This is a genomic window from Variovorax sp. RKNM96 (assembly GCF_017161115.1).
Classification (GTDB): domain Bacteria; phylum Pseudomonadota; class Gammaproteobacteria; order Burkholderiales; family Burkholderiaceae_C; genus Variovorax.
The window spans coordinates 4433533-4448333 of record NZ_CP046508.1; the positions used below are offsets into that span (position 1 = coordinate 4433533).

The following is a 14801-nucleotide window of genomic DNA, read 5'->3' on the forward strand; positions in this document are numbered from 1 at the left end:
CATGAACCGGCCCCTGCTGTCGCTTGCGCTCGGCGCGATATTGCCGTGGCTGGCCGTGCCCGGCTTCGCGCAAGGTGCTGCGACCACGGACGCCGCCGCCGAGCGCACCAAGTCGCTCGGCGTCGTCACCGTCACTGGCGGCCAGCCGACCTCGCTGCCCACGCAGATTCCCACCACCATCGAAGGCGTGACGCGCGAAGAGATCGAGACGCGCATCAACGCCACCGACAGCGAAGACGCGCTCAAGTACCTGCCCAGCCTGCTGGTGCGCAAGCGCTACATCGGCGACTACAACCACGCCATCCTCTCCACCCGGGCCTCGGGCACGGGCAACAGCGCGCGCTCGGCCGTGTACGCCGATGGCATCCTGCTGTCGAACTACCTGGGCAACGGCATCGCCAACGGCACCAACTTCGCGCCGCGATGGGGTTTGGTGACACCCGAGGAGATCGAACGGGTCGACGTGATGTACGGCCCGTTCTCGGCCGCGTACCCAGGCAACTCGGCGGGCGCGGTGGTCGACTACGTCACCCGCATGCCGACGCAGCTCGAGGCGCACGTGAAGCTGGGCTACGCGTCGCAGCCCAACGACCTCTACAGCACCCGCCAGACCTTCAACAGCTGGCAGGCCAGCGCCTCGCTGGGCAGCAAGAGCGGCGACTGGTCGTGGTGGATCGACGTGAACCGCACCGACAGCGAAGGCCAGCCGCTGACCTTCACGACCGCCACGCTGGCATCGGGCACGCCCGGGCGCACGGGCATGCCGGTATATGGCGCGCTGGGCGGCCTCAACACAACCAACACGCCCTGGTACATCATGGGCACGGGCACGCAATACCGCACAGTGCAGGACCACGCCAAGCTCAAGCTGGCCTACGACTTCTCGCCCACGGTGCGCGCCACCTACACGCTCGGCTGGTGGCAGAACACGGGCAGCGGGCAAAGCGCGAGCTATCTCACCAATGCACAGGGGCAACCGGTGTACAGCGGCCTCGTGAACATCGGCGGGCGCAGCTTCAACCTGGCACCCACCGCCTTTCAACTCACCGAGGACGACGCCACGCACTACATGCACGGCCTCTCGGTCAAGAGCAACACCCAAGGAGTGTTTGACTGGGAGCTGGCCGCCAGCCTCTACGACTATTCGAAAGACACGCAGCGCTCACCCACCACTGCGTTGCCTCTCGCGGCCTACGGCGGCGCGGGCACCCTGCAGGACCAGCGCGGCACCGGCTGGAACACCCTCGCAGCCAAGGGCACGTGGCGCCCGCAGGGCGTGGGCGGTGCGCACCTCGTCGACTTCGGCGTGGGGCGCGATGCCTACAAGCTCGGCATCGTGAAGACCAATGTGCAGGGCAACTGGCAGGACGGCCCCGCGTTCACGCCCGTGAGCAACGTCGGCGGGCGCACCGAGACCTACAGCGCCTGGGCGCAGGACGCCTGGTCTTTCGCGCCGAAATGGAAGACGGTGCTCGGACTTCGCTACGAGAAATGGAAAGCCACGGACGGCTTCACTGCCACCGCCACGAGCGCGCAGCCCTACGCTTCGCGCAGCGAGTCGGACCTCTCGCCCAAGGCCGCACTGGCCTACCAGCTCACCAGGTCCACGGTGATCAAGGCATCGGTGGGTCGCGCGGTGCGTTACCCGACGGTGGGCGAACTCTATGGCGCCACTTCGGGCGGTGCGCTCTCGTTCATCAACGACCCCACGCTCAAGCCCGAGAAATCGTGGACCGGCGAACTCTCGGCCGAACAGGACCTGGGCACCGGCCTGCTGCGCGCCACGCTGTTCCACGAGACCACGAAGAACGCGCTGTACAGCCAGCTCATTCCCAACACCACCATCTCGCGCGTGCAGAACATCGACAAGGTACGCACCACCGGCGTCGAACTCGCGTACACCGGGCAGAACGTGTTCATCAAGGGACTCGACCTGGGCGGCAGCCTGACCTATGCCGACTCGAAGACCGTGGCCGACGCCGCCTTCCCCGCCGCCGTGGGCAAGTGGCAGCCGCGCGTGCCGCGCTGGCGCTCCACGGTCTACGCGACCTACAAGCCCGATGCGCGCTGGGCCCTGACGGCGGCCGCGCGCTACAGCGGCCGGCAGTACTCGAACCTGGACAACAGCGACGTGAACGCCTTTGCCTACTTCGGCGCCAGCAAGTACTTCACCGTGGACCTGCGCGTGCGCTACCAGATCGACAGGCAGTGGTCGGCCGCCTTCGGCATCGACAACGCCAACAACGACCAGTACTGGAACTTCCACCCGTATCCGCAACGCACCTACACGGCCGAGCTGCGCTTCGACCTGTGACTTGTGACGGGGTTGTCAGGGCGCTGCGGCCCGTGGCGGTTGGGCCCAGGCCTTGTCGCTCGACCAGTGGAAGTGGACGATGCGAAAGCTGTCGCCAGCGCGGCGCACGATCGCCGTCTCCTGCATCACCTGGTCGATCGGCTTGCCATCGGGCAGCTTGCCGGTGACGTGGTAGGTGCTGAGCACCCAGCGCTCGTTGCCGCTGCCGCCCACACGCCGGGCCTGCAAGCGCCAGTCGGAAACGGCGGCCATGTCGATGTCGCCCGGCAGGTGGCTGAACGCATAGGCCTCGACCGTTGCGTCCGTGACACCGAACTCGAACACCACCAGTGAACGGTCCAGGTAGGAGAGCGCGCCACCCGTGTCCTTGCGCTTGAGCGCCGCGTGGAAGCCATCGACCGCGTCGGCCGGCAGCTTCACGGTCTGCGCCCCTGCAGCGCCGGCCAGGGCCAGGCTCGCGGCGGCGAGCAGCAGGCGCGCACCGTGGCCGATCGTCGTCCCCGCGCGCGGTGACTTACGCATTGGCATCGACCAGCTTGGGGTCGATCAACTCGATGACGACGATGTCGCCCACGGCCACGCCTTCCATCGAAGGATCGGTGTTGCGCACCGTCAGCTCGTCGGGTGTATTGCTCTTGAGCCACAAGGTCTTGCCGAACATCTTTCCCCGTATGAAGGTCAGCCGCCAGCCGCGCATTTCGTTGCGCTTGGGCGCCACCATGCCCGGGCCGATGGGCTCGAAGCGCAGCGTGGATGTGCGGCCGGCCTTGCTGGCCTGACCCACGCCGGTCACCTTCGCGGTGAAGCGCCGCACTGCGGGGTCGACTGCGTCGTGACCGGCAATGCGCATCTCATCGAGCCGCATCGGATCGGCCGCGGCATGCAGCGTGAGCAGCATGGCCGCGCCCATCGCCGAGGCCCGCACGCCGGCCAGGATCCATGTCGTCAGCAACATCGCTGCCCTTTGCCTGAATTGAAAGTCGGCGATGTTATCGACGCCGCGTTCGTGCGCAAGGCACGGCAATGCATCCCGCTCGGCGTCCACGCGCGAGGCAGGCGTGCGAATTTCGTGTCGCAACGCCAGTGTCCACGGGGGTTTGCGGCAGCCGCACTGCTTCGATTCATGTGCTCACCTGCGATGAACGAGTCAACCGTTGGTCATCTTCTGAAGCGTGGCATTCACAACTAACCTCGCCGGCCATTCCCCACCACATTCACCCGACATGCCGGCTTCCGTGACGAATCGCACCCGCTGGCCCTTGTGGCTCATGACGGTGCTCGTCGTCGCCCTGACAGCATGGTGGTGGTGGCCGCCGTCGTCCGATGACGCCGTCGTGTCGGCGCCGACCCCGATGGTCGCTCCGACTCCAACGCCGGTGATCGCTCCAACGCCGATGCCGACGACCCCCAAGCCGGTCGACGCCGCGCTGTCCGCGTCGGCGTTCAAGCTGGTCGGCACGGTCGTGGCGGCCGATGGCGTCGACAGCTTCGCGCTGATGCGTCGCACGGCGGATTCGCAGCTCATGCAGCTGCGCGTCGGCGCCCACGTCGAAGGTTTGACCGTCCGCGCGATCCAGTCCGACAGCGTCGTGCTGGATGGCGCGGGCCAGGCCATCGTGATCGAAGCCGACAGAACAGTCGCGTTGCCAGCGCCCTCCCGCGCAACCAGTTCCCCTCCTGCCCCGGACGTGGAGCCGGCATGGGCGGGAGACCCTGCCCCCTTCGGACATTGACGCGAAAACCCTCCCCCGCTCTCCCCAGGCCCCGTGTTTTTTTGACAGAGAAAGAAGAACCATGAAAAGAAGACAACCCTCCAAAGCCAACCTGTTGTTGATTGCTTCCCTCACCGGCGCGCTGCTGCTCGCGGCGTGCGGCGGCAGCAACGACGGCGGCGCGACGCCCATCATCATTCCGCCTGCACAGCCGCCGGCCGGCTCCGAGCAACCACCCGCCGACACCGGGCCGGTGGCCCAGGACTACGTGACACCGCCCAGGATCTGCGAGCCCGGGCCCGGGGACCAGGGAGAACCGGGCGTCAACGGCCACATCCCCAAGTCGGCGATGTACGACGCCACCGCCAACCCCGATGGCTTCCAGGGCTACTGGTGCGGCGCGAGAAAGGTCGCCCAGCACACGCTGTTCGGCCGCGGCGCCTTCGGCGACCTGCAGATCAAGGCCAAGGGGACGACACGTTGCGCCTACGCCTCCAATCGCGATGGCGCGGCGGGCGGCGATGCGGCACTCACCACCGGCATCATCGTGTTCGACATGAAGACGCCCTCGAAGATGCAGGTCGCGTCCGCGAGCGGCGACACCACCGTCGTCGGCACCGCACCGTCGGCCAGCGTCAAGGCGACGAGCACCAACAAGTGGGGCGAGGAAACCACCGCCACCACCCCCGTCAACCCGAACGGGAAGATCCTTCGCACCCCGGCGGCGCTTGAAGCCTATTCGGGCCTCGAGCTCTCCGGCGACCTGCTGGTGGCCGGCTACAAGGACAACAGGATGGTGGACGTCTATGACGTCAGCGATTGCCTGCACCCTGTGCCGCTGAACGCGAACTACCAGTCCTCCGGCGGCCACCACGACGGCTGGCTCTCGCCGGACGGCAAGACCTGGTACGGCGTGCCCTTCGGCACCACGGCCAAGGACGGCGGCACGACGCTCATCACGGGCGGCACCTCCCCCACGGACGAGAACTTCGCCAACTACACCATCGACAACAAGCGCGTCGACGTGCACATCACCAGCCTGGACGATCCGAAGAATCCGAAGCTGCTCTTGAGCTGGAACCGGTCGATGCTGCCCGACGAGGTGAAGAGCAACAAGAACTGGCGGATCATGGCCGCGACCAACGTGCACGACGTCAGCACCAACCCGGACGGCACGCGGATCTATCTCGCGGTGTACGGCGGCGGCGGCCAGGTGGCCGGCAACCTACCGACGCCCACCACGACGTTCTGGCGCGACCAAACCTGCGCCAACGGCCTGCTGGTCATGGACTCGAGCGACATCGTCAAGCGCGTGGCCGATCCGAAGCTGAAGTACGTGAGCTTCCTCTCGTGGTGCGACCAGCAGCCCAACCCCGAGTTCGAGCAGGGTGGCTATGCCCGGATGACCTCGACCTCGGCGACGCACGCGACCGAGTGGGTGCGGCACATCAACGGCAAGGAGTACATCGTCTCGACCGACGAGTCGTATGCCCTGACGACGAGCGACACCAACGGCCTGCCGAACCAGTGCAAGCAGCAGAGCTTCGGCCGCATGATCGACATCTCGGACGAGAAGCATCCGAAGATCGTCGGCACCTTCGAGCAGGATGCCAACAAGGCCAGCGTCTGCCCGACGCTGGTGGCGGAAGGCGGCAACGTGCCGATGGTTCACTACCTGAACTTCGACGACCGCAACAACATGCGCATAGCGGTCTACGCGGCGGCCTCGGGCGGCATTCGCTTCGCCGACTGGACCGACCCGACGAGCCCGAAGGAAATCGGCTACTACGTCGCCCGGCGCAACACGCCCAGCAAGATGGACTTCTCGCGTCCCGACCCGCGCTATGACGCCGACAACTGCCTGTACTACACGGGCTGGAACCAGGGCGGCCTGGTCTCGATCGAGCTGACCAACCCGCAGTACAACGCGTGCATGAGCCGCACCGCGAGCGTCAAGGGGAAAGTGTCCACGGCACAGGGCGACGTCACGGTCTCGCTGGAAGCCAGCCGTGGCAAGGACGGCCCGACCGTCAGCCTCAGCGTCGATGGCGCAGGCAACAAGGTGCAGCTGACGTCGGTGACGCGACTGGGCTCGGCCATCGATGCGGATGGCACGCAAGTCACGGCGACGAAGAACTCGGTGCAGATCGACGGTGCCGGCACCTTCAACGACCAGCCGGCGAAGTTCCGCCTTCAGGTGACCGACAACGGCGGGAACAAGGGCTTCTTCTCGCTGACCTGCACCGAGGGCTGCTCGTTCACGACCAATGGCTACCTCCAGGCCGGCGGGAAGCTGGCGGTGGAGAACCTGAAGAGCTGATCCACACCTCGGGTCGCATCGACGACCCGACATCCCTGCCCCCCCAAGCCCCCGGCTCTCGATGAGTCGGGGGCTTTTCTTTTGGCTCCACAAACGCTCGTGCGGTCGATGGTGTGCATGCAGCGCTCAAGTGCAAGGACATGGATGGCTTGCGCGCTATCGCATGTGGGGCGTGCGCTGGTGGTGTTCGAGTTCGGCAATGCGAGTGCGAGACGATTGGAACTCGAAGGCCCGACGACGCGCGCTGGTGCCGAGCAGCTGCCGCGACAGCGGCAAGCTGCCCGACGACAGCGCGATCGATCAGGTGTCGGAGATGACGATCAGCCCACGATGGGCTGCGCCATGATCCAGAGGCTCAGGCTTGTGTAGGCCACCATCAGCACGAGCATCGGCAGCTGGCTCAACAGCGCCGCCCGGTGGCTCGCGAAGCGGCGCGACGCCTCGACATGGGCGACGACAACCGCCAGCACATGGCCGACGACGATCAGCGTGACCGCCGTGTACCAGTACACGGCCGGGCTGACGATGCCCAGGTCGACGGCGCGGCCGCGCGTGCCGAACAGGTTCCAGCCCCAGCCGAACGGGTCCGACGCGAGCGGGACGATGAACTGCCCCGTGGTCAGCAGCAGCGACGCGTAGTGCGCGAGGTGGTAAGCCACGGCGATCGGCACCAGGCTCCAGACCATCGCGTTGAGGTCCGCATGGGCCGAGCTGCCGGCCAGGCGCAGCATCCACGCGCCCACGCAGCGAAAGATCAGCACGAAGGCCAGCGGGAACAGCAACAGCACCGCGGTGTTGAGCCATTGCGTCTCGTCCATGCCTGTCGCGGAGGAGAGCGTGAACAGCGCTTCGGCCACCGGGCGCGAAGTCTGTGCGGCGGTTCCGATGCGGTCCATCAGCGGCGTTTCGTGAAAGCCGTCGAAGGTGACCGTTGCGAGCATCAGCAGCACGAATGCGGCCACCGAACTGGGCACCGGCCCATCCGTCAGCAGGCCGGCGGCGTAGGGCCGCAGGCGCAGGCGCGCCGGCTCGGTCGGCGTCGCGCTGCGCAGCTCGAGCGGTGCGAAACGGCCCAGTACGCGGAACACCATCGCGAAGGCATCGGCCCGGCTGCGCCAGGCCTCCACGCCGAACAGCAGCATGCCGCACCAGCTCGACACCGCGTAGGCCAGCAAGCCGGAGGCGAGCGCGCGGGGCACATCCTTGTCCTGCCAGACCAGTTCGGCCCACGCGAAAGCGAAGAACAGCACGACCGCCGGCCATGCACCCAGCCATGCCGGCCAGGGCAGACCCAGCGATTCACGCCCGCCGATCACGCGGGCGACCGCGCGATACAGCACGGGCAGCGGATTGACGATGTCCCACAGATCGCCGACAAGCGCGCAGAAGAAGGCCATGCCCACCCACCACAGCACCCAGACCATCGTGACGATCAGGTTCGCATAGGCGTCCTGGTTGCCGAGGAAGCCGGTGGCCAGTGTCAGCGCGAACACCGCGCAACTCACGGTTCGCAACACGACCGCAAGCGGATGCGCCACGCGTCGCAGCAGCGAAAACCGCAGCAGGTCGACGCTGCGCAGGAACGATGCGCCGAAGTCGCGCTGCCGCGCGAACAACGCCAGCGCCACGAAGGTCAGCACCAGGGTCGCGCCCGCTCCCGTGAGCCACAGCCACAGCGGCAGCGGCAGGTCGAAGCGCTGGCCGAAGCCATGCGCATGTGCGCTGGCGGCCACGCACGCAACGGCGAGACCGAAGCCGGATCGGAAGGTTTTCAGAGCGGGCCTACGGATGCACTTCGATGAACATCACGGCGCGGTGATTGCCCGGCCCATGGCGATGCTCGTGCACCGGGAAGCGGCCCGCCAGGTCGGCCTTGAAGGCCAGCAGCGCGGTCGCGGGCGGCGCGACCTGGGTCTCGATGTCGTAGCCGTGCAGGTGCAGCACCAGGGGCTGGTCGCTGACGACGCTCACCTGGACCTGGTCGCCCTGGCGCACCTTCAGCGTGTCGTCGCCCTTGATGCGGCCGCCCACGAGTTCGACCGAGAACTTCGGCGAGGCGGCCGCGGCGGCACCTGCGAATGGCGCCAGCGCCGCCAGCGCGATCAGCCGAAGGCGCAGGCGGTTCGGATTCGTCATGACGTTGTCCATGCTCACTCCGCGTACTGCCCTGCCGCCTTGATGACTGAGCCCCACTTCTCGATTTCGGCTTCGACGAACTTCTTGTGCTCCGGCCCGTTGACCCGCGCGTCGCTGATGATGACCGCGCCGAGCCCTTCCTGGCTCTTGACGAAGCCGGGGTCTTTCAACGCCACCTTCAGCGCCGCGTTCAGCTTGTCGGTGACCGCCTTGGGCGTTCCCTTGGGGGCGAAGAGGCCGTGCCAGATGCTGACGTTGAAGCCCTTCAAACCGCTCTCGTCGAGCGTCGGCAACGCCGCCAGCGCGGGCGTCTTCAGGCGCTGCTGCGTCGTCACCGCATAGGCCTTCACCATGTTGCCTTCGATCTGCGCGGTGGTATTGGTGGTCTGGTCGCACATGACGTCGACCTGGCCGCCGATGAGGTCGGTCATTGCCGGCGCCGTGCCCTTGTAGGGGATGGTCTGCACCTCGATCTTCAGCGCGTTCTGCAGCATCAACCCGCACAGGTGCGAGGCCGAGCCGATGCCCGCGTTGGCCAGGTTGGTCTTGCTGGCGTTGCCTTCGAGCCATTTGCGCAGCTCGGCGAAGTTGGTGGCGGGCACCGTCTTCTTGCTGATGACGGTCATCGGCACCTCGTTGATGAGGCCCAGGTACTCGAAGCCGTTGAGCGTGTCGTAGGGGAGCTTGCGGTACAGCGCGGGCGAGGTCGCCATGCTCACGTGGTGCAGCAGCAGCGTGTAGCCGTCATTGGGCGCGCGCGCCGCCTTGGCCGCACCGAGCGTGCCGCCGGCGCCCCCGCTGTTGTCCACGGCGATGGCGACATTGCCCAACTGCTTGCGCAGCGCCTCGGCGAAGTCGCGCGCCACCTTGTCGGTCGGCCCCCCGGCGGCGAACGGCACCACGAGCGTGATCGGCTTGTCGGGATACTCGGCAAAGGCAGGGAATGCGGCAATGGCCGAGATCGCGAACGCGATCGTGAGGAGGCGCTTCTTCATTGATTGTTGTCTCGAAGGATAGGAAGCCGAAAATCCTATCGATCGCCTGCGCCGGGCAGAAGATGCCCGGTTGTTAAGGCAGTCACTTTAGGTGAACGCTGTGCGGGCGGCTTGTGCCTCATGGGTGCGGCGCGCAAAATCGCACTCCCGACCTGGAGGATGGAACATGACGATTCCGTACTTTGTCCTGACGCGTGATCAGCGCGAAGTTCCTCTGAATGTGCTTGGCACGCAAGTCACCGTCCTGGCGTCGAACGCGGCGACAAACAGCTACGGGATCACCTTTCAGCAGGGGGACGAGGGAACCGGCCCGCCTCCGCACAGCCACGACTGGGACGAATCCTTCTACGTCCTCGACGGCGAGATCGACTTTCATTGCGATGGACGCGTGCACGCTTGTCGTCCTGGAACGCTGGTCCACGTGCCGCGCGGAACGGTGCACGGCTTTCAGTACGGCAAAGGTGGCGGCCGGATGCTGGAGATCACCGGGCAAGGCGCCTTGGCTGCCCAGATGTTCACTGCCGTCGACCACGAGGTTCCAGCGGGCCCACCCGATGTTCCGACACTGCTGGCCGTTCTCGAGCGCCACGGCGTCACAGTGGCGGCCTGAGAAGGTGTGAACGACGCGCCGGGCTTGTCCTTGCCCCTAACTTGCGGCTGCCTTGGGCCACCCGACATCTGCAGCGCGACGAAGACTGGCTTTCACAACCTGGCGATGAAAGGGAGCGATGACCGATAAATAGGCTCGTCCCAGGAGGTTGTGGCAGTGGACGACAGTCGAGACCGTCAGTTGCCCACCGCGTGTGGGAGACAAGTCGGGCGTGTGGAGTACCGACACCCTGAAATCGAGGTGCTTGTCGTCCTCGCCCAAGACGATCTCGGTGGCACTTCTGCCGTAGACCTTGAAGATGCCAATGCGGTCAACGCTGGCTTCGTTGGAGAGAGTCGCAAGGTGTTTGGCGGTCTTCAGACCAAAGAACGCAACGATGGCATCCCGGACGTTGGTGAGCCATCCGATCCAGGATGGCTGCTGCGCAATGAGGAATCGCCACAGGACATCCGGATCGCTGGAGGTGCCCAAGGGAAGTTGAACCGCAAATGCGTCAGCGAGATTCACTGACTCATAAATGGTGGCGACGGCAGACTGCGCGGGGAGAGCAACCGGCTTTACCAGTGTGAGTTCGCTTGGCATGAATGGCACTCCAAGGTCTAACGGATGACGTGAGGGACGGGAGACAGCGGGCGCGTGACGAGACCTGTGTTCCCGGCAATCGCAGTCATTGGAATTCTCCAGCACCCCGGAGAGGAATCGCTCCCGGTCCCCGCATCTTATGCGTGGCAGGTCGCACTGGATTCCATAGGGGACACCAGTGGAAAAGCTCGGCCTCCTGTTCGTCGCGGTCTTCGCTCAAAGAACTGTCCCCGCACCGAATCGAAATCACCTCGAGCCCGCGCAACTCCCCGCAATCCACTCCCTCACCCACCGATGCCCCGCATCCCGATGCCGCCGTTCATGCCACAGCATCGCCATCTCATACCCCGGCACCTCCAGTGGCGCCTCCACCACCCGTAACCCTGGCGCGCCGCGCGCCAGCCGCTCGGGCAGCATCGCCACCATGTCGGTCTCGGCCAGCACCGACATCATGAAAAGAAAGTGCGGCACCGACAGCACTACGCGCCGCGTCAATTCCATCTGCGCCAGCGCATCGTCCGTCGGCCCCGTGAATCCGCCGCCGGCCGGCGACACCACCACATGCTCCATCGCGCAGAACTGCGCGAGCGTCGGCTTGCGTTTCAGCCGTGGATGCCCCGCCCTCCCCGCCAGCACATAGCGCTCGTTGAACAGCACCCGTCGATGCAGCCCAGCGGGCGCCCCCACGCTCGTGTGAAAGAACAGATCGATCTCCCCATGCTCCAGCTGCCGCGCCATGCGCGACGGCACGGCCTCCACCACGGCCAGCCGCGTGTTCGGTGCTGCCTTGCGCAGCCCGGCCAGCGCCGGCAGCAGGATGGCCGACTCGGCATAGTCGGCCGCAGCCACGCGCCAGGTGGTGGTCGCCTCGGCGGGGTCGAAGGGTTTGGTCGGCGCCACCGCACGGCCCAGTGACTCCAGCGCTTCGCGCAACGGTTCACGCAGTTCGTCGGCGCGCGCAGTGGGCCGCATACCGCGCTGCGCGGGCACCAGCAGCGGGTCGGCGAAGGCCTCACGCAGCTTGGCGAGCTGCACGCTCACCGAGGGCTGCGAAAGGTTCAATCGCTCTGCGGCGCGGGTGACGTTGCGCTCGGCGAGCAGCACGTCGAGCGTGATCAACAGGTTGAGGTCGAGACGGTTGAAATTGTTCATGGCAATGGCTGGAATTCGAACTATTCATTTCCAATATATCGCCATCGCTCCTAACCTGCGGACATGTTCTTCATTCCACAGGCAACCCAACCGTGAAAGTCCTCCTCGTCCACGCCCACCCCGAAGCCCGTTCGCTCAACGGCTCGCTGAAAAACTTCATGGTGGAGCGCCTCACGCAAGCCGGGCACGACGTGCGCGTGTCCGATCTCTACGCCATGCAATGGAAGGCGCCGCTCGATGTCGCCGACTTCCCGCACGTCGAACCCGGTGCGCATTTCGATCCTGTGCTCGATTCGCTGCGCGCCTTCGAGGGCGGCACGCAGCCGGGCGACATCGCCGGCGAGCAGGCCAAGCTCTTGTGGGCCGATGCGGTGATCTTCCAGTTTCCGCTCTGGTGGTACTCGATGCCCGCCATCCTCAAGGGCTGGGTCGAGCGCGTGTATGCCTATGGCTTTGCCTACGGCATCGGCGAGCACTCCGACACGCACTGGGGCGACCGCTTCGGCGAAGGCACGCTGGCGGGCAAGCGCGCGATGCTGGTGGTCACCACCGGCGGCTGGGCGCCGCACTACAGCCCGCGCGGCATCAACGGGCCGATGGACGACCTGTTGTTTCCCATTCACCACGGCATCCTCTACTACCCGGGTTTCGAGGTGCTGCCGCCGTACGTGGTGTACCGCACGGGCAAGGTCGATGACGCGGCCTATGCGCGGATCACCGAAGAACTCGGTGATCGTCTCGATGCGCTGTGGACGACAACGCCCATCGCGTTCCGGCCGCAGAACGCGGGCGACTACGAGATTCCCGCCCTCACCCTGCGGCCCGACATCGCGCCGGGCCGCACCGGGTTCGCGGCGCACGTGGCCGACTGATCGATCAAGGCAGCACGGGGTTGGCGGTGGCGTTGGCAATCGCCGCGTCGGCATCCACGCGCAGCATGAAGCGCCTGGCCACCAGGTTGTTGGCTGCGGTGGTCACGGCTGCGACGTAGCCCGCCTGGTCCGTGTAGCGCTCCTGCAGCGACAGCCGCGGATCGGTGGTGCCGGCGCGCAGCGCGCTCGTCTTCACGAACGGAAAGTACGAACCGAAGAGCCCCGCCTGGTCGATCGTGCCCGGCTTGTTCGTGTAGTTCCATCCGGTGTTGGTGCCCACGGGCACGGCCACGTCGATGCTGCGGATGCCGGCGAGGTCATTGCCGTCCGCGTCCACCTGCGGCACGAGGATCGCGTAGTCGCGGCCCAGGTACGCGGGCGGCACCTGGGTGGCGATGCCGGTCTCGTCCTGCGGGCGGTAGCTCGGGCCCCAGTCGAGCAGCGAGTAGGTGTTGACCAGGCCCGTGTAGTTCGCGCCCGGAATGGCCGGGAACTTCACCTGCGCCGGGCGCACGAGCGTGGCGTCCGCGAGCTTGGGCACCTGGCTGTCGGGCGGCGTGGTGCCGCTCACGACCCATTCCTCGAGGTTCTGGTACAGCGCGCGCACGACGGGTATGACGCTCGCGTTCGCATTGGTCGCGTAGAGCGCGCCGGCACTCGCGCCCGGCAGCGATGCAAGGCCCAGCAGGTGGTGCGTGCTCGCGTAGTAGTAGATGCGCGCGTTCGCCGGCTGCACGAGGTCGGTCGTGCCCCACGCATCGGTGAGCAGCGGCGAGCCCTGCAAGGTCCAGAACTCCGTGCCGCTGAAGCCGATGAAGAGCTTGGGGCAGGTGCCGCTCGCCTCGCAGCGCGAGAGGATGCCGCCGCGGCGCTGGGCCACGTCGTCCACATAGTCCTTCGAGAGGCCGCGCGTGCCGGCCTGGCCGAAGGCCGTGTGGTCGCTGCGCACGCCGCCACCGCCACCGGGGATGGAGAAGCGCATGTTGATGTTGGTCTGCCGCGCGGCGATCTGCGCGAACACGCCGTCGAACACCTTCTGGCCCGCGCGGTCCTCGTTGAAGCCCAGGTGCACGAAGGTCTTCATGAAGTTGCCGCACTGCGAGACACCCGAGGCGATGGTGTTCTTGATCGCTGTTGCCACCGGGTTGGCCGTGCCTGCGGCGTCGCTCGCATCGCGATGGAAGAAGGTGATCATGTCGCGCAGCGCCGCGAGGCCGAGGCCCATGACCTTCGGGTCCTTCGCGATGTAGACCAGCTCGTACATGTAGGCCGGGTCCCATTTGTCCTTCAGGCACACGTTGGTCTCGTCGGGCGTGCCGGGAAACGGCGCACCGGCGCCGCACTTGGCGAACTTCCAGTCGCTCGCAGGAACGAGCTGGCGCGCATCGTCCTCGTTGATGCGGCGCGTGAGCACGTAGCCGGGCTTGGTGTTGTCCAGGCTCGCGGTCGCGTAGGCCTGCATCGCGGCATTGAAGGGGCCGCCGGGCAACGGCAGCGAATCGTTCGTTGCCACCGTGGGCAGCAGTTCGGCGCGGTAGGTGCCGGTGATGGTGCTGCCATCGGCGTTCTTCGCGACCGGCACATTGAGCGTGAGCTTGCCGGCGGCTGCCGGCACATCACCCTGCCATGCGGCCGTGAGGAACACGTAGCCCCGCGAGGCGAAGTACGGATCGAGGTTCACGATGTTGCCGCGGTTGGGCGCGTCGTAGCGCAGCACGCCGCTGGCCTTCGTCATGTCCTTGGGCTTGAAGAGCACGAAGTCCGACGTGTACTCGACCTTGCCGTTGGCGTTGAGCGGCGCGAGCGAAAGATCTTGAATGATCGCGTTGCGCGCGTCCTTCGGGTCGACCTCGCCGGTGAAGGTGCCGCTGATCTTCTCGTAGGCGCCGACGCTGCCGAAAGTGCCGGGCACGTCCTCGGTCTTGGTGATCGCGAGCTTGAATTTCGGCGCGGTGGCGGCCGGGGGTTGCGTGACGGGCGGCGGCGTGCCGGCAACGGGCGGTAGCACGAAGCCCCCGCCGCCACCGCCGCTCCCGCCGCAGGCACTCAGAAAAAGGGCGGCCGAAGCCACCGTGGCAGCCGCAAGGCTCCAGCGTTTCATGGTTTGT

Annotated in this window: 13 protein-coding genes; 5 read left to right on the forward strand and 8 right to left on the reverse strand. The window is 66.5% G+C overall.

The features are described from left to right. The first annotated feature begins 1 nt into the window (after position 1). A complete protein-coding gene (locus GNX71_RS20425; protein WP_206173997.1) occupies positions 2-2314 on the forward strand; it encodes a TonB-dependent receptor in 2313 nt (770 codons plus the stop codon). Positions 2315-2329: 15 nt separating this feature from the next. Here the strand turns inward: GNX71_RS20425 and GNX71_RS20430 are convergent, their stop codons facing one another. Then, on the reverse strand, positions 2330-2836 hold the full coding sequence (locus tag GNX71_RS20430) for a hypothetical protein (RefSeq protein ID WP_206173998.1): 507 nt from the start codon (positions 2834-2836) through the stop codon (positions 2330-2332). Beyond that, on the reverse strand, positions 2829-3269 hold the full coding sequence (locus tag GNX71_RS20435) for a hypothetical protein (protein WP_206173999.1): 441 nt from the start codon (positions 3267-3269) through the stop codon (positions 2829-2831). The genes GNX71_RS20430 and GNX71_RS20435 overlap by 8 nt, the downstream gene beginning before the upstream one ends. Positions 3270-3486: 217 nt before the next feature. Here GNX71_RS20435 and GNX71_RS20440 point away from each other — a divergent pair, with 217 nt between their 5' ends. Both GNX71_RS20440 and GNX71_RS20445 read left to right on the forward strand, forming a co-directional pair. Then, a complete protein-coding gene (locus GNX71_RS20440; RefSeq protein WP_206174000.1) occupies positions 3487-4047 on the forward strand; it encodes a hypothetical protein in 561 nt (186 codons plus the stop codon). A gap of 61 nt (positions 4048-4108) precedes the next feature. Next, positions 4109-6346: a hypothetical protein gene (locus tag GNX71_RS20445; RefSeq protein ID WP_206174001.1), complete on the forward strand. Its 2238-nt coding sequence runs from the start codon at positions 4109-4111 to the stop codon at positions 6344-6346. Between the two features lie 320 nt (positions 6347-6666). On the opposite strand, the gene GNX71_RS20450 is transcribed toward GNX71_RS20445, so the two are convergent. The 3 genes from GNX71_RS20450 to GNX71_RS20460 are packed head-to-tail and all read right to left on the reverse strand — an operon-like array spanning position 6667 to position 9477. After that, positions 6667-8079 carry a hypothetical protein gene (locus GNX71_RS20450; protein WP_206174002.1) on the reverse strand — a complete coding sequence of 471 codons (1413 nt, stop codon included), beginning with the start codon at positions 8077-8079 and terminating at the stop codon, positions 6667-6669. Positions 8080-8128: 49 nt separating this feature from the next. Next, positions 8129-8482: a hypothetical protein gene (locus tag GNX71_RS20455; protein WP_206174003.1), complete on the reverse strand. Its 354-nt coding sequence runs from the start codon at positions 8480-8482 to the stop codon at positions 8129-8131. A gap of 14 nt (positions 8483-8496) precedes the next feature. Further along, the gene (locus tag GNX71_RS20460) at positions 8497-9477 is read right to left on the reverse strand and encodes a tripartite tricarboxylate transporter substrate-binding protein (protein WP_206174005.1); all 981 of its coding nucleotides are present in this window, start codon (positions 9475-9477) and stop codon (positions 8497-8499) included. A gap of 166 nt (positions 9478-9643) precedes the next feature. Here GNX71_RS20460 and GNX71_RS20465 point away from each other — a divergent pair, with 166 nt between their 5' ends. Beyond that, positions 9644-10087 (forward strand): cupin domain-containing protein, encoded by a 444-nt coding sequence (locus GNX71_RS20465; protein WP_206174006.1) that lies wholly within the window; start codon positions 9644-9646, stop codon positions 10085-10087. Between the two features lie 36 nt (positions 10088-10123). Here the strand turns inward: GNX71_RS20465 and GNX71_RS20470 are convergent, their stop codons facing one another. Both GNX71_RS20470 and GNX71_RS20475 read right to left on the reverse strand, forming a co-directional pair. After that, the gene (locus GNX71_RS20470) at positions 10124-10669 is read right to left on the reverse strand and encodes a DUF2867 domain-containing protein (RefSeq protein ID WP_206174007.1); all 546 of its coding nucleotides are present in this window, start codon (positions 10667-10669) and stop codon (positions 10124-10126) included. Between the two features lie 246 nt (positions 10670-10915). Next, entirely contained in the window at positions 10916-11821 is a 906-nt protein-coding gene (locus GNX71_RS20475; protein ID WP_206174008.1) for a LysR family transcriptional regulator, read from the reverse strand. A 92-nt stretch (positions 11822-11913) separates the two neighbouring features. Here GNX71_RS20475 and GNX71_RS20480 point away from each other — a divergent pair, with 92 nt between their 5' ends. After that, entirely contained in the window at positions 11914-12693 is a 780-nt protein-coding gene (locus GNX71_RS20480; protein ID WP_206174009.1) for an NAD(P)H-dependent oxidoreductase, read from the forward strand. Positions 12694-12697: 4 nt separating this feature from the next. Here GNX71_RS20480 and GNX71_RS20485 read toward each other — a convergent pair whose 3' ends face one another. After that, a complete protein-coding gene (locus tag GNX71_RS20485; RefSeq protein ID WP_206174010.1) occupies positions 12698-14794 on the reverse strand; it encodes an alpha/beta hydrolase domain-containing protein in 2097 nt (698 codons plus the stop codon). Positions 14795-14801 lie beyond the last annotated feature (7 nt).